Origin of the sequence: Sporosarcina contaminans (assembly GCF_042679045.1) — a bacterium.
Lineage (GTDB): Bacteria > Bacillota > Bacilli > Bacillales_A > Planococcaceae > Sporosarcina > Sporosarcina contaminans.
Window position 1 is genome coordinate 94,004 of the sequence record NZ_JBHTLT010000001.1, and the last position, 23,314, is coordinate 117,317.

Annotated in this window: 18 protein-coding genes; 13 read left to right on the forward strand and 5 right to left on the reverse strand. The window is 33.7% G+C overall.

Going from position 1 to position 23,314, the window contains the following annotated elements; translation table 11 throughout:
* Positions 1 to 8: 8 nt before the first annotated feature.
* Genes pglX through brxL form a run of 4 tightly spaced genes read left to right on the forward strand, consistent with a single transcriptional unit; the run spans position 9 to position 9,022 of the window.
* Positions 9 to 3,506: a BREX-1 system adenine-specific DNA-methyltransferase PglX gene (pglX, locus tag ACFQ38_RS00525; protein ID WP_381479496.1), complete on the forward strand. Its 3,498-nt coding sequence runs from the start codon at positions 9 to 11 to the stop codon at positions 3,504 to 3,506.
* A gap of 20 nt (positions 3,507 to 3,526) precedes the next feature.
* Entirely contained in the window at positions 3,527 to 4,339 is an 813-nt protein-coding gene (locus ACFQ38_RS00530) for a DUF2971 domain-containing protein (protein WP_381479497.1), read from the forward strand.
* A gap of 48 nt (positions 4,340 to 4,387) precedes the next feature.
* Positions 4,388 to 6,946 (forward strand): BREX-1 system phosphatase PglZ type A, encoded by a 2,559-nt coding sequence (gene pglZ / locus ACFQ38_RS00535; protein WP_381479498.1) that lies wholly within the window; start codon positions 4,388 to 4,390, stop codon positions 6,944 to 6,946.
* 18 nt (positions 6,947 to 6,964) lie between these two features.
* Positions 6,965 to 9,022 (forward strand): protease Lon-related BREX system protein BrxL, encoded by a 2,058-nt coding sequence (gene brxL, locus ACFQ38_RS00540; RefSeq protein WP_381479499.1) that lies wholly within the window; start codon positions 6,965 to 6,967, stop codon positions 9,020 to 9,022.
* An 88-nt stretch (positions 9,023 to 9,110) separates the two neighbouring features.
* Here the strand turns inward: brxL and ACFQ38_RS00545 are convergent, their stop codons facing one another.
* Together ACFQ38_RS00545 and ACFQ38_RS00550 are read right to left on the reverse strand one after the other, a co-directional pair.
* Positions 9,111 to 9,389: a hypothetical protein gene (locus ACFQ38_RS00545; RefSeq protein WP_381479500.1), complete on the reverse strand. Its 279-nt coding sequence runs from the start codon at positions 9,387 to 9,389 to the stop codon at positions 9,111 to 9,113.
* The gene (locus ACFQ38_RS00550) at positions 9,370 to 10,527 is read right to left on the reverse strand and encodes a ParM/StbA family protein (protein ID WP_381479520.1); all 1,158 of its coding nucleotides are present in this window, start codon (positions 10,525 to 10,527) and stop codon (positions 9,370 to 9,372) included. The genes ACFQ38_RS00545 and ACFQ38_RS00550 overlap by 20 nt, the downstream gene beginning before the upstream one ends.
* Here ACFQ38_RS00550 and ACFQ38_RS00555 point away from each other — a divergent pair.
* The 6 genes from ACFQ38_RS00555 to ACFQ38_RS00580 all read left to right on the forward strand — a co-directional run bounded on the left by ACFQ38_RS00555 (position 10,526) and on the right by ACFQ38_RS00580 (position 17,027).
* Positions 10,526 to 11,233 carry a helix-turn-helix domain-containing protein gene (locus ACFQ38_RS00555; RefSeq protein ID WP_381479501.1) on the forward strand — a complete coding sequence of 236 codons (708 nt, stop codon included), beginning with the start codon at positions 10,526 to 10,528 and terminating at the stop codon, positions 11,231 to 11,233. The genes ACFQ38_RS00550 and ACFQ38_RS00555 overlap by 2 nt on opposite strands.
* 137 nt (positions 11,234 to 11,370) lie before the next feature.
* Complete coding sequence (locus ACFQ38_RS00560; protein ID WP_381479502.1) at positions 11,371 to 13,137, forward strand: hypothetical protein; 1,767 nt, start codon at positions 11,371 to 11,373, stop codon at positions 13,135 to 13,137.
* A 1,399-nt stretch (positions 13,138 to 14,536) separates the two neighbouring features.
* Positions 14,537 to 15,442, forward strand: a complete 906-nt coding sequence (locus tag ACFQ38_RS00565) for a hypothetical protein (RefSeq protein ID WP_381479503.1) — start codon at positions 14,537 to 14,539, stop codon at positions 15,440 to 15,442.
* Between the two features lie 28 nt (positions 15,443 to 15,470).
* Positions 15,471 to 15,863, forward strand: a complete 393-nt coding sequence (locus tag ACFQ38_RS00570; RefSeq protein ID WP_381479504.1) for a four helix bundle protein — start codon at positions 15,471 to 15,473, stop codon at positions 15,861 to 15,863.
* Entirely contained in the window at positions 15,863 to 16,231 is a 369-nt protein-coding gene (locus ACFQ38_RS00575) for a hypothetical protein (protein WP_381479505.1), read from the forward strand. The genes ACFQ38_RS00570 and ACFQ38_RS00575 overlap by 1 nt, the downstream gene beginning before the upstream one ends.
* A gap of 19 nt (positions 16,232 to 16,250) precedes the next feature.
* Entirely contained in the window at positions 16,251 to 17,027 is a 777-nt protein-coding gene (locus ACFQ38_RS00580; RefSeq protein ID WP_381479506.1) for a hypothetical protein, read from the forward strand.
* 77 nt (positions 17,028 to 17,104) lie between these two features.
* On the opposite strand, the gene ACFQ38_RS00585 is transcribed toward ACFQ38_RS00580, so the two are convergent.
* From ACFQ38_RS00585 to ACFQ38_RS00595, 3 genes are all read right to left on the reverse strand, one after another.
* Positions 17,105 to 17,530, reverse strand: coding sequence for a hypothetical protein (locus ACFQ38_RS00585; RefSeq protein WP_381479507.1), 426 nt, complete (start codon positions 17,528 to 17,530; stop codon positions 17,105 to 17,107).
* Between the two features lie 179 nt (positions 17,531 to 17,709).
* Positions 17,710 to 18,024, reverse strand: coding sequence for a hypothetical protein (locus tag ACFQ38_RS00590; RefSeq protein WP_381479508.1), 315 nt, complete (start codon positions 18,022 to 18,024; stop codon positions 17,710 to 17,712).
* Between the two features lie 267 nt (positions 18,025 to 18,291).
* The gene (locus tag ACFQ38_RS00595) at positions 18,292 to 19,206 is read right to left on the reverse strand and encodes a hypothetical protein (protein WP_381479509.1); all 915 of its coding nucleotides are present in this window, start codon (positions 19,204 to 19,206) and stop codon (positions 18,292 to 18,294) included.
* A gap of 239 nt (positions 19,207 to 19,445) precedes the next feature.
* Here ACFQ38_RS00595 and ACFQ38_RS00600 point away from each other — a divergent pair, with 239 nt between their 5' ends.
* The 3 genes from ACFQ38_RS00600 to ACFQ38_RS00610 are packed head-to-tail and all read left to right on the forward strand — an operon-like array spanning position 19,446 to position 23,305.
* Positions 19,446 to 20,333 (forward strand): tyrosine-type recombinase/integrase, encoded by an 888-nt coding sequence (locus ACFQ38_RS00600; protein WP_381479510.1) that lies wholly within the window; start codon positions 19,446 to 19,448, stop codon positions 20,331 to 20,333.
* A 24-nt stretch (positions 20,334 to 20,357) separates the two neighbouring features.
* Positions 20,358 to 21,185, forward strand: coding sequence for a TnsA endonuclease N-terminal domain-containing protein (locus tag ACFQ38_RS00605; RefSeq protein WP_381479511.1), 828 nt, complete (start codon positions 20,358 to 20,360; stop codon positions 21,183 to 21,185).
* Complete coding sequence (locus ACFQ38_RS00610) at positions 21,176 to 23,305, forward strand: Mu transposase C-terminal domain-containing protein (protein WP_381479512.1); 2,130 nt, start codon at positions 21,176 to 21,178, stop codon at positions 23,303 to 23,305. The genes ACFQ38_RS00605 and ACFQ38_RS00610 overlap by 10 nt, the downstream gene beginning before the upstream one ends.
* Positions 23,306 to 23,314: the final 9 nt, after the last annotated feature.

The window sequence follows — 23,314 nt, forward strand, 5'->3', positions numbered from 1 at the left end:
TGAAATAGATGAATAAAAGTGCATTGAAAAAGTTTGCAACAGAAGCAAGAAAAGAATTGCTGGAACGAGTAGAGCTACAAGCAAGGAAAATCGGGATTACTGCTGAATCTATCCAAAAAGCGAATATAGAAAGTTCGGATGCCGTCTTTATTGACGGCAGACAGCTTTCGGATTTGGAAAGGAGACAACGTAACAAACTGATTGTTCGAATTAACGAAATTGGTTTTAATCGAGTTATGGAAGAAACAGCATATACATGGTTTAACCGTTTTATAGCGTTACGCTTCATGGAAGTGAATGACTACCTTCCTACAAAAGTTCGGGTTTTATCATCAGCAAATGAAGAAAGTGCAGAGCCAGATATGATGAAAGAGGCTCTGTCTCTTGATTTAGACCTGGATAAAGAATATGTGTATGACCTGAAAATGAACAACAAGACAGACGAACTGTTCAAGTACCTCATAAAAATGCACTGTAACGACTTAAACCGTTACATGCCGTTCATGTTTGAAACACTGGAAGATTATAAGGAAATTTTATTTCCAGAAGGCTTACTTGGTACAGATTCGTTTGTACGTCAAATGACAAACACCGATGTGATTGCAGAAAGTGACTGGGAAAATGTCGAGATTATTGGATGGTTATATCAGTATTACATTTCTGAGGAAAATGAGCGAGTTATAAAGGCGAAAAAACGTTATAAAGCAGAGGAATTACCATTTGCGACACAGCTATTCACGCCTGAATGGATTGTTCGTTACATGGTGCAAAATGCATTAGGTCGTTATTGGGTGGAATCTCATCCAGAACATCGGGACTTAATACAAAATTGGGAGTTCTATTTAGAAAACCCAAATCCAGATCCTGATTTTGAAGAAAAATTAGCTCTGTACATCAATAAAGAGTTGAATGTAGAAGATATAAAATGCTTTGATCCTGCAATGGGAAGCGGTCATATTTTAGTTTATATGTTTGATGTTCTCTTTGAAATCTATAGTAAATGTGGCTATATGGAGAGAGAAATTCCACGTCTTATCATCGAGAAAAATTTGTATGGATTAGACATAGATGATAGAGCTTATCAATTAGCAAGCTTTTCAATTGTCATGAAAGCATTACAATATAACAGACGCTTTTTAAGAAGTATTGAACGTGATGGATTAACAATGAATTTAGCATCCATTCAGGAAACGAATATGTTGACAGATGAAGAAGTGGCGTTTTTAGCTGGTGAATCGTCTGGTGAGCCATATGAAAAAATGAAGTCTTTTATCAATCAGTTTAAACATGCAAAAGCAATTGGTTCTCTGATTAAATTGGAAGAATACGACAAACATTTTCTACAAAATCGTTTAACAGCAATTGAAGAACTATCAGGCGATTTATTTGAATTAGAAATGAAAGAACGTATATTATCATTGTTTGAAAATCTGATAAAACAAGCCTCATTAATGGAAATAAAGTATGACGTATTTATCACAAATCCACCATATGCAGGTAGTAAATATTTAACGCCAGAAGTGTCTGCTTATTTGAACACAAACTATCCAGATGTAAAATCGGATTTGTTTTCGTCATTTATTGAGTATAGTTTCAATGCAACAAAAGAAAATGGGCAGATGGGCTTTATGACACCGTTTGTGTGGATGTTTATTTCTTCTTATGAAAAACTTAGAAAAAAAATTATTAACGATCGAACTATCAGTAGCTTAATTCAACTTGAGTATTCTGGTTTTGATGGAGCGACAGTGCCTATAGGTACCTTTACATTAAGAAATTATTTTAGCAATACTAAAGGTGAATACGTAAGACTTTCTGATTTTCGAGGTCCAGAAAATCAACCTATAAAAACATTAGAGGCTATTAAAAATCCTAATGTTTCATACCGTTATTCAATTAACCAAGAAAACTTTAATAAAATTCCTGGAACCCCTATTGCGTATTGGGTATCTGAGAGTATGCTTAATACATTTTGGAATACTCCTTTATTAGAAGAAAAAGCAACTCCTATGCAGGGTTTTTATAGTGGAGATAATGATAAATTCCTTAGATACTGGTATGAAATTAATTCAGAAAGATTTACAATTAAAAATTCTAAAGCGAGTAAGTGGTATCCGTATAATAAAGGTGGAGAATTTAGAAAATGGTATGGTAATAACTACTATGTAATTGACTGGGAAAACGATGGTCATGAAATTAGGCATTATAAAGATGAAAGAGGTAAATTGAAATCAAGACCACAGAATATTGAGCATATGTTAAAACCTGGTATTACTTGGGGGTTAATCTCTTCAGGCAAACCATCTTTTCGTTATTTTGATGAAAATTATTTATCAGGGCATAAAGGACCATTTATACCTTTTGAAAAGAATAATATGGATGAACTTTATTGGCTATTGGGGATATTAAATTCTAAATTTGTTGAAGAAACTTTAGAAATACTATCACCGACAATAGGATTTGAAGTTGGTCAAATAAAAAAAATACCATATAAAATACAATCTGAAATTAAAGAAGAACTTATAAATTTAGTGAAAGAGAATATTAATTTTTCAAGGGAAGAATGGGATAATAGTGAAATCTCATGGGACTTCAAAAAAAATGCTCTATTAAAGTTTAAATCAAAAACTATCATGGAAAGTTATTCGGATTATCAAAAATCACATACGATAACTTTAAATAATTTACAGAGAAATGAAGTATGTATAAATACACTTACTTATCAGCTATATGAAATTGGTGAAAATTCCAATTTTGATACAGAGTCAGAAGAAATAGAAATATTAACGAAATCTGGTGCAATAAAAGACTTTATTTCGTATTTTATAGGTAATTTATTTGGGAGATATTCACTCGATGAAGATGGACTTGTATACGCAGGTGGCGAGTTTGATGCTTCTCGTTATCAGACATTCCCAGCGGATGAGGATAACATCTTGCCGATATTACCAGGTGCATATTTTGAAGATGATATCGTGACAAGATTTGTTGATTTTGTGCGTGTATCGTTTAGTGAGGAGACTCTTGAGGAAAACCTTGATTTTATTGCTGATGCAATTGGGCGGAAAGCGAATGAAACAGCAAGGGAAGCATTGCGTCGTTATTTCTTAAATGATTTCTATAAGGATCATGTCCAAGTTTACAAGAAGCGACCGATTTATTGGCTATTTACTTCTGGTAAAGAAAAGGCGTTTAATTGTCTAATTTATATGCATCGTTACGATAAAACAACGCTTTCTCGTATTCGTACAGATTATTTACATGAAGTGCAAATACGGATGGATGCTGAGAAGAAAGATTTACTGACAATCATTGAAGGTGACTATACAGCAAAAGAAATTAGCAATGCCAAGAAAGAGTTAAAAGCACTCGATAAAAAAATCGACGAGTTGAAAGCTTACGATGAACTATTGCACCACATGGCAGACATGCAAATCGAAATAGATCTTGATGACGGTGTGAAAGTAAATTATGAGAAGTTTAAGGGCTTGGTGGCGAAGATTTAACTATTGGGAGTAGAGATGAATTGATAAATAATGAGACTATATATGACTTTCTCTTGGAATCGGTAAAAGGGGATTTGAATCTATTTTATGAGAAGAAGTATAAAACTATCCCTAATCGCTTATTTCGTTTTGAAAAGTTTGAAGACGTGCGTTTAGATACATTGGAACAAAATAAGATTTACATGAGTGATGCCGAAAATTTTAATGATCCTTTTGATTGTTTAGGGATTTGGTGGGATACATCTATTCTCAAAGACATTTCAGACAAACAGGGTTTAAATTATAGCCTGGATTATCTGGATGACCAAATGGATACTATGTTCAAAAATGCATTAGCACCACTAAAAATCACCTGCTTTAGCAGTGAATTATACAATCTACCACTTTGGGGAAATTACGCCCAGAGTGGTACTGGTTTAGTGGTAGAATATGATTTTAAAAAGTTGGACATTGAATCAGAATTTACAAAGCAGTTATATCCTGTTATATATCGAGAAGAACGAGAAGATATAAGTAAAGTGTTACAACTTTTATTTGAAGTTGCTGTAAAAGGACAATATCATTCATTACTAAGATTACTGTTTTACAAGAACTTAATTAAGCATATTAGTTGGTCTTATGAACGTGAATGGAGGTTATTGTTTTTAGAAAATGAAAACCTTGTAGAACTTCCTATAAAACCAACTGCCATTTACATTACGGATAGATGTAACGTAGAAAATGAAAGTCGTTTAAAAATCATTTCACAAAAGTTAAACTGTAAATTAATTAGATTAACCCCAACGAAAAATAATAGAAGCTTTATTTTTAATGAGACTTTGGTAGAGGTTTGAAATAAGTAAATTATTTGCCATAACTCGTAACAGAAAGAAGGTGACACCTTGAATATTACTCAAATCGTTTCTGCCTTACAAGATATTTATAGAGAACAATTAAAAGATGGGGAGCAACGAAAAATTGTCTTTTGGATGGATAAGGATCAAGAGTTTATTGAGGAAATTGATCAATTGACAATAGATGGAGTTAAAGTCCAAACATTATCGGAAAACAATCAATTTTATTTAAAACATTTATTAGAGGAAGAAGATCCATCTTCTCATTATTTGATATATACAACCTTAGAATTAGGTTTAGAAGATAACTGGTTAGCTGATACGGTGTACTATTCCAAGACGTTTTATGCAGATCGCATTTCGCTTATTTTAAATGAGCTTCAAATAGATTCTTCTCTACGTGGAGTTATTAAAAAATATGAGCGTTTCTTCCATAACAAGGAACGATATCGTAAGTTTCAAGCATTGGGTATTGAATCATACAGTGAAGAAATGATTGAGCTGGCGATTATGAGTGTGTTATGTAACGTGAAAGTTCCTGATTTTGAAGAAGTGTTAAAGACTGTACTAATGGATACGCTGGAAGATAGTGATAATAAGTTTTTAACTCAGATGGACAAGTTTTTCGATATAGAAGTATTTTGGAAGTATGTATTCAAACAGTATGGCTATGAACGTGACTCTAAGACATTAAAAACATTGTTTATACATATGGCTGTAACGGCATTTAGTCATTCTGTAAATGAGCAATATTTGACAAGTATAAAAGATTTTATTGCTGTGCGTAATCGAACGAACTGTCTTGTATTCATTGACCATTGGATGCACCATAAAACTGATTTTGAAGTGTTCAATGAATATGTCGAAATGGCAGAAAAGGAAATTCAGCTGTCACAAGTTTTGAAAACAGTGCCAATTGACGAGTTTAAGAAAGCCGAAACGTTCCCTTATATTGACCGAGCAATCATCATTTACATTGCCAATAATTTACTTGAGAAACTCGAAGATTACGACGAGTATACAAAATTAATTAAGCTAAGACGGGCAAAACATTTTTACGAACGATATGAAAATGTTTACGAGGCACTTTTTTACACCGTTAAAATGCAGGAATTCTATAAAGAGTTCCAACAAGGAATTCCAACAGGTCAAGCAATAGATATTTATGAAGCATATCAGAGTAAATATTATTTGATGGATACGTATTATCGTAAGTTTTATGTAGCTTATGATGAGGAAAGTAATCATGAGATACTTAAGAAATTAAAAGAAGTGGTGGAGCATCTCTATACACATTGGTTTATGGGCGAGCTAAGTGCAAACTGGTCGCAAGCAGTAAAGGCTGAAATGACGGAACAATGGTCATTACCAGGCGTGTTAAACCAACAAAAGTTTTATTCTTCCATTGTAGCTCCGCATATTCGAAAAGGTGAGCGAGTTTTTGTCATTATTTCCGATGCATTTCGATATGAAATTGGGGTAGAACTGACAGAACGATTAAACGCTGAGACGATTGGTACATGTGATATCCAAGCCATGCTTGGCGTTATCCCTTCTGTTACGAAGTTAGGTATGGCATCATTGCTCCCACATAAATCTATTGATTTTGATTCGAAGGGACAAGTGTTCGTCAATGACAAAGATTCATCTGGGCTGGACAACCGCAAAGCCATTATTGAATCGACTGTTGAAGATAGTATGGCAGTTCGTTTCCAAGATGTTGTGAATATGAACAAAGCTGGAAGACGTGAAACATTTAAAGGTAAGAAACTGATTTATATCTATCACGACTCCATTGACGCAATGGGTGATAAAGCATCAACGGAGATTTATACGTTTAATGCGGTAGAAAAAGCACTGGATGAAATATCTACGCTTATAAAAATTATCCGTGACGACCTATCAGGAACGAATATTTTAGTAACGGCTGATCATGGCTTCCTTTATCAAAGAGAAGCTTTAGAAGAAAGCGATAAAATAGAAAAAGTACAACTGGAAACAATCGAAATAAAACGCCGTTACGCTTTATCTAAAGAAAAACAGGACATTCCAGGGCAATTAACGATTGATTTGGCTTCCGTTATTAAAAATGAACAGCAACTATACGCTTATGTGCCAAATGGAATTCTTCGCAATCGTATGCAAGGTTCTGGTGTGAATTTCAACCATGGAGGGGCAAGTCTACAAGAAATAGTTGTGCCACTCCTATCCTTCAAGAATAAACGTGCTGGTCAAAAGGGAGTTCAGGCGATTTCAAAAGTCGATATTAAGTTGACAAGTACGGCACAAAAAATTACAAATAGCATCTTTAACTTAAACTTCTTCCAAACAGAAAAAGTGGAAGAAAAAACAAAACCTCGGACTGTTGTCATTTATATGGCTGACGAAGAAGGGAACGTACTCTCAAATGAAGAAACCATTATTGGTGATCGTTCATTTGATAATCCTGCCGACCGTACATTCAAGATACAGTTTGTATTAAAAAGCATTCCGTATGATCGGAATAAGACCTATTATTTAATCATCAAAGATACAGAAACAGGAGTAATTACAGAAAAAGTTCCGTTCACGATTAACTTGGGAATTGTCGGTGATTTTGATTTCTAATAGATTGGAGGGGTGAGAATGGATGAGAAGGTAGAGGAGACAATGACACTTGATCTTGATAAAAAGTTAAATAGTGTCTTTGCAGGTCGAGTTGTTCGTAAAGATTTGACAAAGCTCATTAAAGAAGGGGCAAACGTTCCTATCTATGTGTTGGAGTATCTTCTCGGTATGTACTGTGCTACTGATGATGAACAAAGTATTCTTGAAGGCGTAGAACGTGTTAAAAAAATCTTATCGGACAATTTCGTTCGCCCTGACGAAGCAGAAAAAATAAAATCACGTATTCGAGAACTTGGTCAATATTCCATTATTGATAAAGTAACTGTTGCATTGAACCCGAAAATTGATACGTATGAGGCGGAATTTTCGAATTTGGGCTTAAAAGGAGTACCAGTGCCAGCAAGTTATGTGAAAGAGTTTGATAAACTACTTGTGGGCGGTATTTGGTGCATGATCAAGCTTGATTACTTTTATGATGAAGAAGTACGGAATATTAGTCCGTTTACAGTGAATAACTTAAAGCCAATTCAAATGCCCAATATGGACATTAACGAGGTTTTTGAGGGCAGAAGGCAATTTACGAAAGAGGAATGGATAGATGTATTAATTCGTTCTATTGGAATGGAGCCAACACAATTAGAAGAGCGTGTGAAATGGCATCTATTGTTAAGACTCGTTGCTCTTGTAGAAAATAACTATAATATGTGTGAATTAGGTCCAAGAGGTACGGGGAAATCTCATGTTTATAAAGAAGTTTCACCTAATTCGATTCTTGTTTCGGGTGGTCAATCGACAGTTGCTAACCTCTTCTATAACATGTCTTCAAGAAAAGTAGGACTTGTTGGGCTTTGGGACTGTGTTGCTTTTGACGAAGTAGCAGGAATTCGCTTTAAAGATAAAGATGGAATTCAGATCATGAAAGACTACATGGCATCGGGTTCTTTTGCCAGAGGAAAGGAAGAAAAGTCCGCCTCTGCTTCTATGGTGTTCGTGGGGAACATCAACCAAAGTGTGGACACTTTAATTAAAACATCTCACTTATTTGCACCATTCCCACCAGAAATGGCAAATGATACAGCGTTCTTTGATCGTATGCATTACTATTTAGCAGGTTGGGAGATACCGAAAATGAGACCTGAATATTTTACCGATAAATATGGTTTCATTGTGGATTATATCGCTGAATTCTTTAGAGAAATGCGGAAGCGTTCTTTTGCGGATGCAATTGACCGTTATTTCAAACTTGGCAACAACTTAAATCAACGTGATACAGTAGCTGTGCGTAAAACGGTATCAGGATTAGTTAAATTAATTTACCCAAATGGTGAATATACAAGGGAAGATATTGAAGAAATTTTACAATATGCCTTGGAAGGTCGTCGTCGTGTGAAGGAACAGCTCAAGAAAATAGGGGGCATGGAGTTCTATGATGTCATGTTCTCCTATCTTGATAAAGAAACAATGGCTGAAGAATACGTTTCTGTACCCGAACAAGGTGGAGGTAAGCTAATCCCCGAAGGCATGGGGCGACATGGACACGTATACGTAGTTGGTCATGGTAATTCGGGAATGATCGGTGTATACAAGCTGGAAAACCAAGTCGTATCAGGGACAGGGAAATTCGATAAATCAGGTGTAGGCTCTCATCGAGGAGCTAAGGAAAGCCTTGATACAGCATTTCGCTTTTTTACGGCGAATAGCAAATCAATTAGCAACACGATCAGTACAAAGACAAAAGACTATTTGATGCATATAAGCGATTTGCAAGGGATTGGGTTAACAGATGAATTAGCAATAGCTGAACTCATCGGTTTATGCTCAGGAGCCTTAGAAAAGCCAGTACAAGAGTCATTAGTTGTCCTCGGAAACATGACTGTAGGAGGCACGATATCAAAAGTTGAAGAGTTTGCGAACATGTTGCAAGTATGTGTGGATGCAGGTGCAAAAAGAGTATTAATACCAGCCATTTCAATTGTTGATTTACAAGCAGTGCCTTCAGATTTATTAGTAAAAGTCCAACCTATTTTCTATTCAGATCCGATTGATGCTGTATATAAGGCGTTGGGAGTAAGTTAGAAGTTTCATTATTCAGTGAAAATGCAATAGCAAAATTTATGTAGGGTTGGGAGAAATCCCACCCTTTTTGGTTATTGTCATAACTCAATTAAAACAATGTGTTAAGCAAATCAATATCTTCGTTTTGCAATTCCTGTTCCTTTTTTGTGGTTGAATTTGGTAATTCGGTAGTTGCAAGTATACTACTGTCAGAAAAGAAACTTAATAGACTTGCAATTCTTTCCTCAAGACATTTCTCCCGTTCCATTTCTTTCTGAAGAATTCTGCAAATATAATCACTTTTATTGGGCTGTTTTAGAAGGTGTTCATAGATATGGCGGTATTCTTCACGAAATGAAATACTCAATCTAAGCCTTTCTTTGTTCATTGTATTTCGCCTCAAGAATTATTAAGAATGAGAGGATAGAGGAGAATTGGGTATCTTCCTCGGGAGTGAAAGTTGCATTAGGGAAATGTTTCAAAAACTGTTCCTTTAACAAAATGGAACCGCCACCGATAAAAATTAATTCAGTATTTGCAAAACTTATTTTTCGGCTTTTCGCATAATTAATAATTTGCTTTACATGCTGTTCAAAGGCAGTTTTAATGATTTCATTTCCTTCTTCTTGTTCAGTTCCATCTACTATAATCCGTTTATCACGAAGGATTTGTTCTGCGTCGTCACTTGTGAAAGAGATTGCATATCGTGATGAAAGTTGTTCAGCAATGGAAGACCGCAATATATTAATGCCCAGATTACTAACAAGCATCCTATCAAAGTTTGGAATGAGTCTATTACACTCTAAAACACTTGTATTTAATGAGCCGATGTCGAAAATTAATGCCCGCTTATGACGAAAATCGTTTCTTTGATAATAGATGGGTCCTAATGCTTCTGGAAGTGCAATCACTTTTTCGAGTGTAAAAGAATATGGTTTCCCATTTACCTCTATTCCAATCACCTTGCCATTCTGTTGAATAAAAGCTTCATATTCTCTTCTCTTCTGTTCGTTCTTGTAAAGGTTTATCGGTATATTTACAGCCAAATATATCTTTGCCATTGCGGTATATTCTTGCGACCGTTCTAATAGTTTCGTGATTGCTAAATAAATGGAGATAAGATGTTCATTTGTTTGCTTAGTAAGGTCATAGGAAACATACTCCTCACTCACTAAGTCACCGATAAGGAACTTTTTTCTTTCATATTCGATAACATTAGTATTTTTCATTAATATGTCATTACCAAATCCGTTTGCCTCCATCACCTTTGTTCTGAATTTTACTCTTTCAATTAGTTTATTTTCTGTGCGTATTACTCCTTTTGTATAGCTTTTGCCACTATCAACGGCAATAAAAAATTTGTTGTGCAAGATAGATTCCTCCTTAGAATATATTTTCTTTCTTATATGCGACAGGGGAGGATTTATAATAAAAAATTGTTTTATCATGTCTGACAATGTACTAACATAAATTTTTGCTATAATAAAAACATATTGTATATATGCAATAATGGGGGGTTTTTCCATGGAAAACACGTTTGGTCTTATTGTACAAAGAGAACGAAACAGGCAGGGTTTATCACTTGCGAAGCTATCGAGTTTGCTAAATAACGAAATAGATCCATCTTATATAAATCGCTTAGAAAAAGAACAGAAAAACCCGTCTTTTAAAGTAGTTTGCTTGTTAACATCAGCACTTAATCTGGATGTGAGAGAAGTTTTTCGTTCCTTTGGTTTTGATCATTTAATTACAAATTATGATGAAGATGCTGTCTTTTCAATAGATGAGTTTATTCGTTTACATAAGCTAAAGAACCCACTGGATAATCGAATTATTAACAATGAACAGCAAGAAACGTTGATTAAAATAATCCACACTGTTTTTGAACTTTCATATGTAGAAGTAGATTTAGGTCAACTTTCTCCTTTGTTAAAAGAAATACAAAAACTAAGGGAAATACATTTGTGTGAAACTACCGAATGTATTGAAGTACCATTTATGAACACTAAATTTACAGTGAATATTAAAGCAGTATTATCCCAAAACAGCTCGTTTGATAGAGAGAATGTAATTGTTGCAATTCAAGATTTGGTATCTAAAAAAGGGGCAAAGCTTTTAGACATTATGCATGGTAGCGTAACTGTCCATTTAAACGGTGAAAGCTGGGTTGTAAATATAGAGGGGAATAGAGTTACTTTCATAACGAAAATGGAAGAGATAATTAATTTATAGAGGACCTTCTCTGTTAGCGAAATTAAAAAACATTGTTTATATGGAACGAAACAAAAAATATTGTTTATAGGCATTGACAAAAAACAACGCTCCTTTTATTATCTATTTTAGATATTAGTAAAGGAGATGATTTTAACATGGAAAAGTTAAAGGCAACACATCAGCAAAATAATAGTTTAGTAGTGAATTCAAGTTACTTTGTGGAACTCAAGAAGCAGATCACAGATCAGAGTCGATGGGATAGTAACATTTTTCATGTGTTTAATCACGAAGCGGGAACAGGTAAGAGTCAATTTACTCTGGCTGAAATTGCAGAATTGGTAGTAAGGACAGATTATAAAGTTCTGTATGTTCAAAAGTTTAAACGTGGCGATGCACTAATAGATACTGTAAAAACCATCAACTCCCATGCTGTTTATTCGGTAGCAGAGTATATTGACAGTAAGGACAATAAAGAAAGAAATAGTAAAATAAAAAATGAAATTCGAAACAGAAAATTAAACGCAAAAGTGTTAGCCATTACTCACAACATGTATATGCGAGTGTGTCTCGGAAAACATCAGGAAATATTAGACGGAAGGCATATTCTTATAATAGATGAGTTTCCAGACTTTTTGGAAAGGGTTGCGATTTCATTAAAAGATCTATCCAAGTTGTGGGAAAATGCCTATCGTTTCAAAGAGAAAGAGTTCATCGAAAAACTTGTTACCGATTTAAAAAATATTGTCACTCAAGAAATAACTAACCCTCATAATGTTCGAAATTTCCCATACCTCGATTTTTCTTCGAAATACTTTGATCCTTATAAACAATCCCTCCCAACGATAATAAAAAACTACCAGCAGTTGAAAGAAACTGAAGTTCTATCGAGAATCCTACAAATTTTAAATAATGGCTGTCGCTATAGTAATAATGTCTTACACACATTTAATAGTGAAATAAAGCCTAAACTCCTTAAAAACAATATTATTCTCGATGCCAATGCTGGTTTCGATTATCGCTACGAATTATCTAACCTCTTCGTTGTTCATCCGCAAGATAAATTCTATGATTACTCCAATTCAACCTTCACTCATTATTGCGTTAAAACAAGTAAAGAAGCCTTATCTCGTAATATTAACTTCTACCAAAAAGCCCTTGAGAAACTTACCCTCTCTTTCAAAGAAAAAATCCTATTTGTGACTGACAAAGATAACGAGGATACCTTGAAAAAGGAGATTCAAAATTATCTTGTATTGATTGGGAAGACGGATAAAGAAATTCAAACAATAGTAGAAGAGATCATAACTATTGAATACTTCGGGAATATCATTGGGGTAAATGATTATCGGGATTATGAAACCGTTGTAATAATGAAAACACCCAACTTTGATTATGTAGATTATGTACTTCAACATGATTATTACAAACCATTAAAGCATCTGAATGAGGACATTCCAATCTTTAAAAATCTTACGGTTGAACAAATTCGAAAAACAATGATAGCGGGGGAAATTTATCAAGCAATGAAACGAATAAATCGAGATAACAGCAAAAATGCTCACTATATTGTTTTTACTGCAAATAATGATGCCGTTGATATAGTCCGACAACAGATGCCAGGAATTAATTATTATCAGTATGAATTAAACGTCGATTACACAGCAAGAAAAACTGAAGAAGAAACAAAAACAGAAAAAAGGCAAAAGAAAATTATGGAATTCCTTTACAACTGCAAACAAGAGGGAAAAGAAAAGGTTGCCAAGCGAGAAATAAGGGAAGTAATTGACTACCACGATGCTAAGAACTTTGCGAAGTTAATAAAATCAATAGAAGTGTTTTTAATAAGCAATCAGATGTATGCAAAGGGGCAACATGTTTATATTGAACAAGGGGAAGAAACCGAAGAGAAAATGGCAATGTAAGCTCACCTGACCGCAGAGATTTTCTGCGGTTTTTCTATACCCAAAAGTCGTAAAGCTCATTTATTCTGATTAACTGAAAGATAGAGACAATCCGATAATAGACACAATGCAGTGTAATCTTAGTAGATGAATAATCATATCAAGGGTAATGCGAAATGTATTGATATTCTGCATAATAAAAGACAGTGTTCATATTAACAGTGAATTTATTTACAATTACCATTGTGAAGATTAAACATCTCTATTTTATATGGGGTTAATGCTATCATCCTTTGGGAATGGAAAAGAACTTTTAATCATTGCCAAGCATTGTAGGATGAAATGCAATTATATCAATTTTAATCGGCAGTTATATGTGCAAATAGAAGAGTAACTTGCAGTTGCCTTTAAATAAGTTGCTGAAAAGCTTCTATTTGCATGACTTTTAATCAGTTTATTGCATTTTTGCTAAGATATCAAAGAGTAGTGCATTTGTTGAAGCTTAAATAAAGGTTTTAATGAACTATGAAAACAGATTAGAAGATTTAAGCATATCCTTGGTATAACGCACAGTTTCTATAATCTGTTTTGCATAGATTAAAAGTTCTATATTATTTACACTTACATTAGAGTGTTGCATTTTTTACTGGTTATTATTCAAAAGCTACGAGGCTTCTCTGGTAGATCCATAAACCAATAGTTGTTTATTCATTAAAAGGGGTTATTTCTTTTAATGTCAATACCTTTAAGGAGATTGTTCAAATTATCAAGGTGTTGCTGGTTCTTACATTATCATTATGGGGAATAGGCAATTAAATAGGGCTTCTCTAATAATCGCAAATCAATTGATATTGTAGCAACGAACAATGATATCAGTACATTAATATAAAAAAGTCGTAAAATAAGTGTTCTCCCTTATATATAAGATATAGAAAATACGACTTTTTAAATAAGAGAAAATCTTATTGATATCTTTCTTTTATTCAAGTAAATGAGCTTTACGACTTTTTAAAAGTATGCTCTCTGTAGGGTATACGTGTATTGTTTATATTAAATAAAGTAAATTTTATTGCATATAAGCATTGACAAGTATTTAATAGTTTTATAAAATTAAGCTATAAACTTCTCCTTATTCCACATTTACTCATTTCTTAAATTACTCCCACAACTTTAGATTAACATATTTAATTCCGACTATTTTTTACATACAGATTATAGGTTTCATAATTACCTATTATCTGTAAAATCTAATGTTAAGGAGTGACTGCACTATGCAAAATAAAATTGATTATCAGATTTTATGTCAGTAGGATAACTCACGTGGGGAGCCATTCTCTCCCAAACAAATCTCGCATATTGTGTTTCGCAAAAAATGTTATTGCTAATTAATGTCAATAGTTAAAAGGAAAGGTGAGAAAAAATGATTCTAATGAATAAGGAAGTTGAAATTGAATCAAGAGAATTAAAGGAAACATTGAATGGATTATGGCATTACTTCGAAACTGATTTTATTAATGAAGCAACTACCCAGTATGAGCAAAAAGTTTCTGCAGGATTATCAAACTTAGATGTTGCTCTAAGCGGAGGGTTTTCACCTCAGCTACATGCTTTAATTGGTAGAATGGGTGATGAACGAAATGCATTCTTGTCATTTATGGCTGAGCATCTTGCTTTAAATGGATATAAAGTTTTATATTATACGAGTCATGACACAGCAAATAGCATTTTACAAAAGATACTTGTTAGACATGATTATAAGTTACACCGAGAACAAGCTCCTTCTCTCTCCGCTATTATTAGCAAAATTTCTTCATCCTCCCGTACTCTTCAGGAATATCAAACAAGCTTGTACCCAATCTTAACTAATATTCACGTTGAAACTAACAATTGTGTTGATACTGATTTGTTGGTGGATATGATTAAATCTTTTAAAAGAACGAATTCAAAGGTTGTTATTCTTTTAGATGAGGAAGAACCGCCAATTTATCAGCGTACTATTTACCGAATAAGGGACCAAATTCATATAAGAACCATCAATAAAATAGCAAATGAATATGAAGTACCCATCTTGATGAATGTAACATTGGCTAAAGGTGACTTTGAAAGAATTACCGCAGGATTCAGAACCACTATAGAAATTGAAACAAATGTTGATAACATCATACTCTTTAGTAATCACTTGTCTCCCAATAATAATGAAACACTCCACTCAACACTTAACCCGTATGTTATTAAACTGATAATTCGAAGTAACACATCCCCTTATAAAACTCAAATTACCCATCTCACCTATCATCCAACTCACTTCTATTTTCAAGATGCCTAACTTAAAAAGTTATTAAGGAGGAAGAATTATGGCAGAAAAGAAACCGTTTATTGGTGATTTTAGAGAATTAGAGGTGTACAAAAAAGCACTTATCTTTAGTAATAAAATTTATAGAATCATTGAAGGTTTTCCATCTTATGAGCGAAATAATTTGATCGACCAGTTACGTAGAGCCAGTTCCAGTTGCTACGCAAACATCGCAGAAGGAAATGCGAATTATTATTATGGTAAAGAATATGACAGGTTGAACACAGCATTAGGTAGTATTGCAGAGTGTCGGGCTTTCCTGGACATGTCCGTTATGCAGAAATATATCACTAAAGAAACTTATGAATGCTTGGATAAAGAAGCTGAGGAAATCGTAAAAATGCTGGTTGGCTTGATGAATCGTATTGAAAGAATTGAAGGAGAAGCATCATAATGTGGGTTCCAGATTTTCGAAAAAATGCATTGTATCAGCGTTCCCTTGATTTATTTCATGAAGTATATCGCACTACAGAGGAAAATGGAGAAAGTATTGGGGAAATCGAAACAATGCTAATACGCAAACAAGTATTGCGTATTACGAAAAAAATAACGCATTCGCTTGTTCAGCAAAATATCAAAATAAAGTTTAAAAATTTGAATGAAGCAAAAATGGAGCTTGAATTACTTTTAAAGCAGGTGTACAAGTTTTGCGATAAAAAGAGGATAGAAGAATTTAACGGATTCAATATTGATTTCTATGCAGATCAAGTAATGAAACTATTGAATTTCCACTTTGGAGAGTATAAGAATAAAGAAAATTAGAATTAAGGAGTGACCAAAAATGAAAGAAGTTACAGCGTTAAAACTAACTTATGTTAATTACGTTAATTGTGATTATTATTCTAAGCAATTTGATTGTATCAGAGATGACTATGAGAAAAAGGATTGGTTTTGGACAGATTGGCATTATATTGTTGATATTTTTGAGAATAGCGTTATGGAGGATTTACCGAGTGTACAAGAAGCAATAGAAGAAGGTGCTATCATAAAAAAGATGTATTTTGTGGAAGATAGGAACTATTCTGGTCGAATGAACGATTTTAAGAACCAGTATGGATTAGAAGGCGATTGGGATGGAGTAGATGGAGCAGAGGATTATGGTGTAATATTTACAAGTTATAATGATGCAATGAATTATCAAATCTTTATTAACCTACTAACAAACAATTACCAAAAGGACTTTGAACCAGGTGAAGATGTGATAGAAAAAGAACTTGCTTTGTATTTTATTAACCGTATCTCTTATGAGGAAGTAGCAAGAAAACTCTTAAATTATCAGAAATATGGAATTCAAGGAGCTGGCTGTTATCTTGATTTATTCACTGGATTAATATATGGAGGCAAAGATAATGGTAGGCTTCCTTGGGGGCATATTCCGTTGGCTTATTTAAGCAAAGATTATAATCGAATTGAAAAAAGGGTAGAGAGTGAACTTTCGAATTGTAGGAGAAGTATAGCTATGTATGATGCGTTAAAGTTGGCATGTATAATGGAATTTGAAAACTTTAAAGAGGTGTTGGATGAATTTTATGAGGAATATTATGAGTCGCTTCCTTGAAATAACATTTTAGTATAATAAATAGCAAAAAGATAATGTGCTTCAGCTTGCGATTGCAAGAAAAGCACATTACATAGTCACAGCACATTCGCATTAATAATTTTTTGAAGTATTGCCCGAAACGATGACGATGTAAAGTCATACTGCTGTAGCTTGTCTTCATAAAGAATGATACGGACTACATCATGCTTTATATCCCCGACAGTTGGATTGATATGTGAATAACTATTCTTATTCAATAGCTCCTTTTTTAAAGGAAGTTGAGTGAAATTTCTCAGCTCTTCTTCAGTAAATAAATTAACAGGATAATCTAAGTCAATTCTTAGGCGATCCTCTCCAATGAAAATTTTCCCCCATTTATTTGAACGTGCTTTCCAAGTGAGTCCAGTTGTACTAACTACATTATAAATCTGTTTTTCTTCATTGCTAACAACGACTTGGCAATTACGATAGGATTCAATAACACTGATGATTTCCTTATGTTTTTCTTGAATTAAGTTCATAGTAGCCACCCTTTTTGGAGAATTAATAAATCCTTTATTGCGACAAATAGTAAAAAGTAAAAAAGGTTAGGAAGTGAACCGTATAAACTTTGTTAAAACAAGTAGTTTAATTGAGTTAGGAAGTGAACGTAGATAGTTATGATTTATTTACCATATGTCCAACCAAATAAAATCAAAAATTAGTATATATTACTTTTCTTATAATCAAAATATAGCTCAACTGCTCGGTACAGAGATAATGTTCCTTCGTAAATGGAGATGTATCCTTTTGTGCCTTTTATATCAATCGTATGCCTTGGTTCGATTTGTAACTCAGCATCTTTTTTACTGTAAGAAAGTCGGTCAAGCAGAGATTTCCCCTGATCCTTTTTAAAGTGACTATCCAAATCCCCTTCGTATTTTGCAACTCTTTTACATCTGGAAATTGCATCACCTATCACTCTTGGATTAGTGTATTTCTTTGATAGATACAGCTTGAATTTCTCATCATTCAAAATTATCAACCTCCGATTATTTATCTAATTTAATTCTACACTAATTATTTGTAGAAAGTTTTAGCAATTGATTGTCATCAGACGTCAACAATCCACATTGATCAAACGTTACTTCTTAAAAGAGATCTTCGATAAATTGAGCCTAAAAAAGTTATGTATACAGTTTTTTGATTCCTATTTTATTAAAAGTGTTGGCGAGTCAACATTCATTCTATTGGAAAACAGACAACTCTCTTCATAACTAAGAATTATGTTGCGAGGTTATTTTTAAAGATTTTGTGAGCCATTGTTTTTTGTGAGTTTAAACATTGATACACCCAAATAAATAAAAAGTGCAATTAGTTCACTGAAAAATAAGAAGAGCAAAAACCATTTGGTCGTAACGTCATCATAAGTATTTTTAGGGTATGGTAATAGTACACTTGGATACGCAATCCCGACAATACAGGCATATATTAGAACCCATAAACCTCCCCATAATCCACTTGGTTTCCCATAATCGCCGAGTATTTTCTCTTGTTCATTTTTCCTTATTATTAGAGTTTGCACTTCATTTCGAAGCGTATTTCTTTCATTGATTCTATCCCTAAGCATTTGTTGGGAGAATACACTGGTGCCTTTTAACAAGTTGCGATGATCTACAGCAGTAAGCTTAAAATTTGTTCCAAATATGGTTGAAGGCTCATCAGGCATTAAATTATAAATTGTTTTATAGACTAATTCATGCAAATCCTTTTTTCCTTCAATTATTATGTTGTTATCCTTCATGAGTTCATTCAAATTGTTGGGAAGTACATAATTTTCATCAGTTTTCTCAATTAATTTAAAAATTTCATCCCTAATAGAGAATAATTCTTCAATGTAAGGTTCTAAAATTTCAAGAGTTAAATCGCTTGAATCATCTTCATCAAGAATTTGTTGAATACTTTTTTCCTCTATTATAATTTCTTCGCAATAGTCATTTATAAAATCTTTAATATCTTCTTCAAGAAAGTCCTTTTCAATTTGCTCTAACATTTTTTGTTTGGTAATTAAATCGTTATTTATTTCTTTTAATCTTCTTTCTATTGCACTTCTTTCCCCTGATAATGTGATAACTCTACTCACTAAAAATCCACCTATAATTGCGACAAGGGCAGATGTTGCTGTAATAATGGTGGAGATAAGACCGTTTAAATCCATTACCTTCGCTCCTTTAAAGAATCATTCTTAAAATTATTGTACATTAATGTAAGATGTAAACGAAATTGAATGTTATTTCTTGTAAATAACGGAATTGTTACTATAATAGAGTTATAGTAAATAAATTACGAATGACAGGCGTTATTGCTTGGGTATTTTTCTATCTTTTAAAAAAAGATGGGATTTTGCCCAAAAGCGATAACGTCTTTTTTTTGCCAAAAAAGAATGGAGGAAATTAAATGTTATCGGAATTTACTCAAGAGTTACAAAAGGATGGAAAGAGTCATTTAACTATCCAAGCTTATTCAAAAGATATCGGTCAGTTTTTAGAATGGCTAAATGAAACGATTGGTTTTGAAACAGAAACGATTACAGAAACGGATCTTCGTGAGTACCGTCAATATTTGAACCTAATAAAGAAATTAAAAGTGACCAGTATTAATAGGAAGTTAAAAAGTATTGTCCAATTTCAACGTTTTCTCCATAAAAAGGGAATTTGCAAGACTGAAGTTGAATTGCGAAAGGTTCTTTTGAAAAACAACATTGAACTGGATTACGAAGTGAAAATCGTTGAGAAGCAAGACCTTTATCGGCTAAAGCGAACAATTGAAGCGGAAGGAAATAAAAGAGATATTTTAATCTATTATCTACTTTTTGCAACAGGGGTTAGGTGCAACGAGTTGGTTTCAATTGAAATTGATGATATCCATCTAACAGAACGAAATGGAAAAAATAATTATAGCTTTGTAGTTGTTCGTAATGGAAAAGGAAATAAGGTAAGAAAAGTAAATTTGAATGCCCAGGTTGTCATGGCAATCAGAGAATATCTAAAAGTTCGCCCCGATGTAGCATCAAATAATCTACTCCAAGGACAAAGAGGATCATTGACGAGACTTGCTATAAACAAAGTTTTAGAAAAATACAGTAAGATGGCACAGCTTGAATACATTGTTTCGCCCCATATGGCGAGACACACATTTTGCTCAAGTCTCATTAAGGAAGGTAAGGTTGATCCAAAAACAGTTGCAATATTAAGTGGTCATAGTTCTGTTGATACGCTCTATCGGTTCTATGTAAATTCCAGTGCTGAAGATAAGCAGAATGCAGTGGATAATCTACAAGTTTAACGAAAGGAGTCTGATCTAAGCATTATGGAGGTTTCTTCATATTACAAGTCGAGTGTGAAAATCTTAAAATACTTAAAAGAAGGTAGGGGGCAAGGAATTGGGGCAGATTATCTTCCTTGGACAATGACTCATGATTATTCATCTTTGGGTAGAACTACACGTTTAAAAGGGATAAAAATTCCTCGTATATTTCATTTGCAATCGGATATACAGTACAGGGCATTTTTACTCTTTGAGTATCAAACGAGTGTGATTGATATTCGGGAAACTTACCCGTTGCTTGATGTAATGGAAACGATTGATCAAGACAATTTGAGATTTGATAAATATCGAGATAAAGAAACAAATGAACCCTACGTGATTACGACTAATTTTTTGCTGACGACCAAAGATGAAACTGGCAACGAGAAATTTATCGCTCGAACAGTGAAAAACACGTCAGAGCTAAAGAGGAAAATCAGTTGGGAAAAGCTTGAAATAGAAAGGCGATATTGGAGAGAAAAAGGGATTGAGTGGAAAGTAATCACAGAAAAGCAACTGCCTCGACAACTTGCAAAAAATCTTGAATGGATCAGAGAAACCTTACTGGAAGGTAACGAAGAAGAATTTGATAAAGATTTATTATCTACTCATTTATTAAGCGAACTGTTTAATAATGATCATTTGCCAGTTAGAAACGTTTTAAGACAATTTGATAAAACAGAGGGGTTACCAAAGGGAACTGGTTTATTCCTATTCCGATATTTAATAGCGAAAAAAGATATTCGAATAAATTTGAATCAATTAATAGACCTTTCGGAAACGGTTAAGAACCTAACTCTAATGGAAATGGAGGAGCATGTATGGAGTTAGTGGAGAATATGTTGCTACGAAACAAGGATGGAGAAATCATCCGAATTGTATTTGTAAACCGATTTTCTTCTATTATATATGTAATTGCTATGGATGAGGGGAGTAGATGGCCATATACGATTAATAAAGAAGATATATTTGTCGCTATGGCTGATGGAGAAGTTACTTTGTTAAAAGAAGACCCGTATTTTAGACATGTTTATGAAGAGGATTTGAGCGGTGCTGAAAAGCAACGAAGAGATCGTGCATATGAAATCATTACCTATGTACTTCAACAAGTTGAACACGAAGAACAAATCTATCTTCGTAAATATCGGCAGAAGGTGATTAATCATTCGGTTTCCGTTTTTCAAGTGAGTAAAAATACTATAAAGGATTATTTAATTAAGTATTGGAAAGGAGGAAAGGTTCGTAATGCTTTGCTTCCCAATTTTTATAATTGTGGAGCAAAAGGTCGAGATAAAAAAGTTAGTGAAGTGAAAAGGGGAAGACCTCGAAAGTATGGTATCAAAAAAGGGGTCAATGTAGATGAAAAAATGAAGAAAATTTTCATGATCAGTCTCAATCGCTATTTTTACAACGAAAAGCAAAATACATTAAAAACAGCATATGAGCTGATGATAAAAGACTTTTTCACGATTGAAAAGGAAGAACAAAACGGTGTGATTATTCCAATTTTGAAAGCAGATATCCCGACCTATCATCAATTTTATTATTGGTACAGAGCTTTTAACCAACTTAAACATGAAGTTTCAAAGCGACATGGCTCAAGGGTGTACCATCAGAAACACAGAGCGATTATTGGAAATTCATCTCAAGATGCAGGGTTAGGGCCAGCTACATTATGGCAGACAGATTCAACACCCCTTAATGTGACTTGCGTATCCAGTGTAAACAGGAACATCCTTGTGGGGAAACCATTGTTACACCTTGTAGTAGATGTCTATTCACGATTAATAGTCGGATTCAATCTATCGTTTGAATCATTAAATGCTTATAGTGGGGAAATGGTTGCTTTGCAAAACAGCATGACATCAAAAAAACAGTTTTGTGCAAGATATGGAATTGAGATAGATGATGATGAATGGGATGTAGCTTGTATTCCTAATAGAATCTTTACGGATCGAGGAGAATTAAATGGTAGTCAAATCGAAAGTGCAATTGAAGGATTGGGAATTTCAATACAAAATAGCCCAAGCTACCGCCCTGAACTAAAAGGAGTTGTTGAACAAGCTTTGAATCAAATCCAAATGCAACTGGCTCCGCACGTAGATGGTGCTTCAATAAGTGGAAAAAGAGTTCGTGAACGTGGAGAAAGTGACTTAAGGCTAAAAGCAAATCTAACAATTGACGAATTGACGGCAATCATTATTAAGTTAATCCTTTTCCATAATAATCATCACGTTCTACAAGATTATGAATTGACCGAAGAAATGTTGGAAGCAGGAGTTGAAAAAATTCCAAGAGAAATATGGAGATTTGGATTAAGACATCAGAAAGGTCAGTTGAGGAAGTTACCCGAAGAAGTTATCAAGATAAATTTATTGCAGTCTGATACGGCAACCATTACGCCTCAAGGACTAAGATACAAGAAGCTACTATATGCATCTGAATATAGTTTACAAAATAACTGGTTTGAATCAGCCAGAAATAATGGAAGCAAACGTGTGAAAATTAAGTTTGATGCCAGAGATCTAACTGAGATTTACATGATAAATGAAGAAGGAAATCTCCATACCTTAAAGCTTCTTGACCACTTATCAAAATACTACGGGAAGAGTATTGATGAGATTGAAAAAATCATTGAATTTGAAAAAGAATTGGATGAGAAAAGCAAAGAGAGGGAGCTTCAAAAGAAAGTAAAACTGTTTACTGACATAGAAGAGATCGTAGCAGAAGGTAAAAGAAAAACGGAGGCAGAGCATGACAGCAGTATAAGTAAAACAAAAAAGTTGAAAGGGATAAAAGAAAATCAACGCATGGAAAGAGAGTTACAGCGTGAGCGATTGAAAAAGGAAAAAGAGGAATATAGTACGCCATCTGAGGAGATCTTGGTTGAAAATAACGATGGGGATGGATTGTCATTGTTTAGAAGTTTAAGAGATAGGAATGAGGTGTGATACGAATTG

Coding starts and splice junctions, on each gene's coding strand:
- ACFQ38_RS00555 (WP_381479501.1), top strand. CDS start 10,526: ATGGAAAACACGTTTGGTCTTATTGTACAAAGAGAACGAAACAGGCAG.
- ACFQ38_RS00575 (WP_381479505.1), top strand. CDS start 15,863: ATGTGGGTTCCAGATTTTCGAAAAAATGCATTGTATCAGCGTTCCCTT.
- brxL (WP_381479499.1), top strand. CDS start 6,965: ATGGATGAGAAGGTAGAGGAGACAATGACACTTGATCTTGATAAAAAG.
- ACFQ38_RS00605 (WP_381479511.1), top strand. CDS start 20,358: ATGGAGGTTTCTTCATATTACAAGTCGAGTGTGAAAATCTTAAAATAC.
- ACFQ38_RS00560 (WP_381479502.1), top strand. CDS start 11,371: ATGGAAAAGTTAAAGGCAACACATCAGCAAAATAATAGTTTAGTAGTG.
- ACFQ38_RS00565 (WP_381479503.1), top strand. CDS start 14,537: ATGATTCTAATGAATAAGGAAGTTGAAATTGAATCAAGAGAATTAAAG.
- ACFQ38_RS00550 (WP_381479520.1), bottom strand. CDS start 10,527: ATGGAAAAACCCCCCATTATTGCATATATACAATATGTTTTTATTATA.
- ACFQ38_RS00595 (WP_381479509.1), bottom strand. CDS start 19,206: ATGGATTTAAACGGTCTTATCTCCACCATTATTACAGCAACATCTGCC.
- pglX (WP_381479496.1), top strand. CDS start 9: ATGAATAAAAGTGCATTGAAAAAGTTTGCAACAGAAGCAAGAAAAGAA.
- ACFQ38_RS00570 (WP_381479504.1), top strand. CDS start 15,471: ATGGCAGAAAAGAAACCGTTTATTGGTGATTTTAGAGAATTAGAGGTG.
- ACFQ38_RS00585 (WP_381479507.1), bottom strand. CDS start 17,530: ATGAACTTAATTCAAGAAAAACATAAGGAAATCATCAGTGTTATTGAA.
- ACFQ38_RS00600 (WP_381479510.1), top strand. CDS start 19,446: ATGTTATCGGAATTTACTCAAGAGTTACAAAAGGATGGAAAGAGTCAT.
- ACFQ38_RS00610 (WP_381479512.1), top strand. CDS start 21,176: ATGGAGTTAGTGGAGAATATGTTGCTACGAAACAAGGATGGAGAAATC.
- ACFQ38_RS00545 (WP_381479500.1), bottom strand. CDS start 9,389: ATGAACAAAGAAAGGCTTAGATTGAGTATTTCATTTCGTGAAGAATAC.
- ACFQ38_RS00580 (WP_381479506.1), top strand. CDS start 16,251: ATGAAAGAAGTTACAGCGTTAAAACTAACTTATGTTAATTACGTTAAT.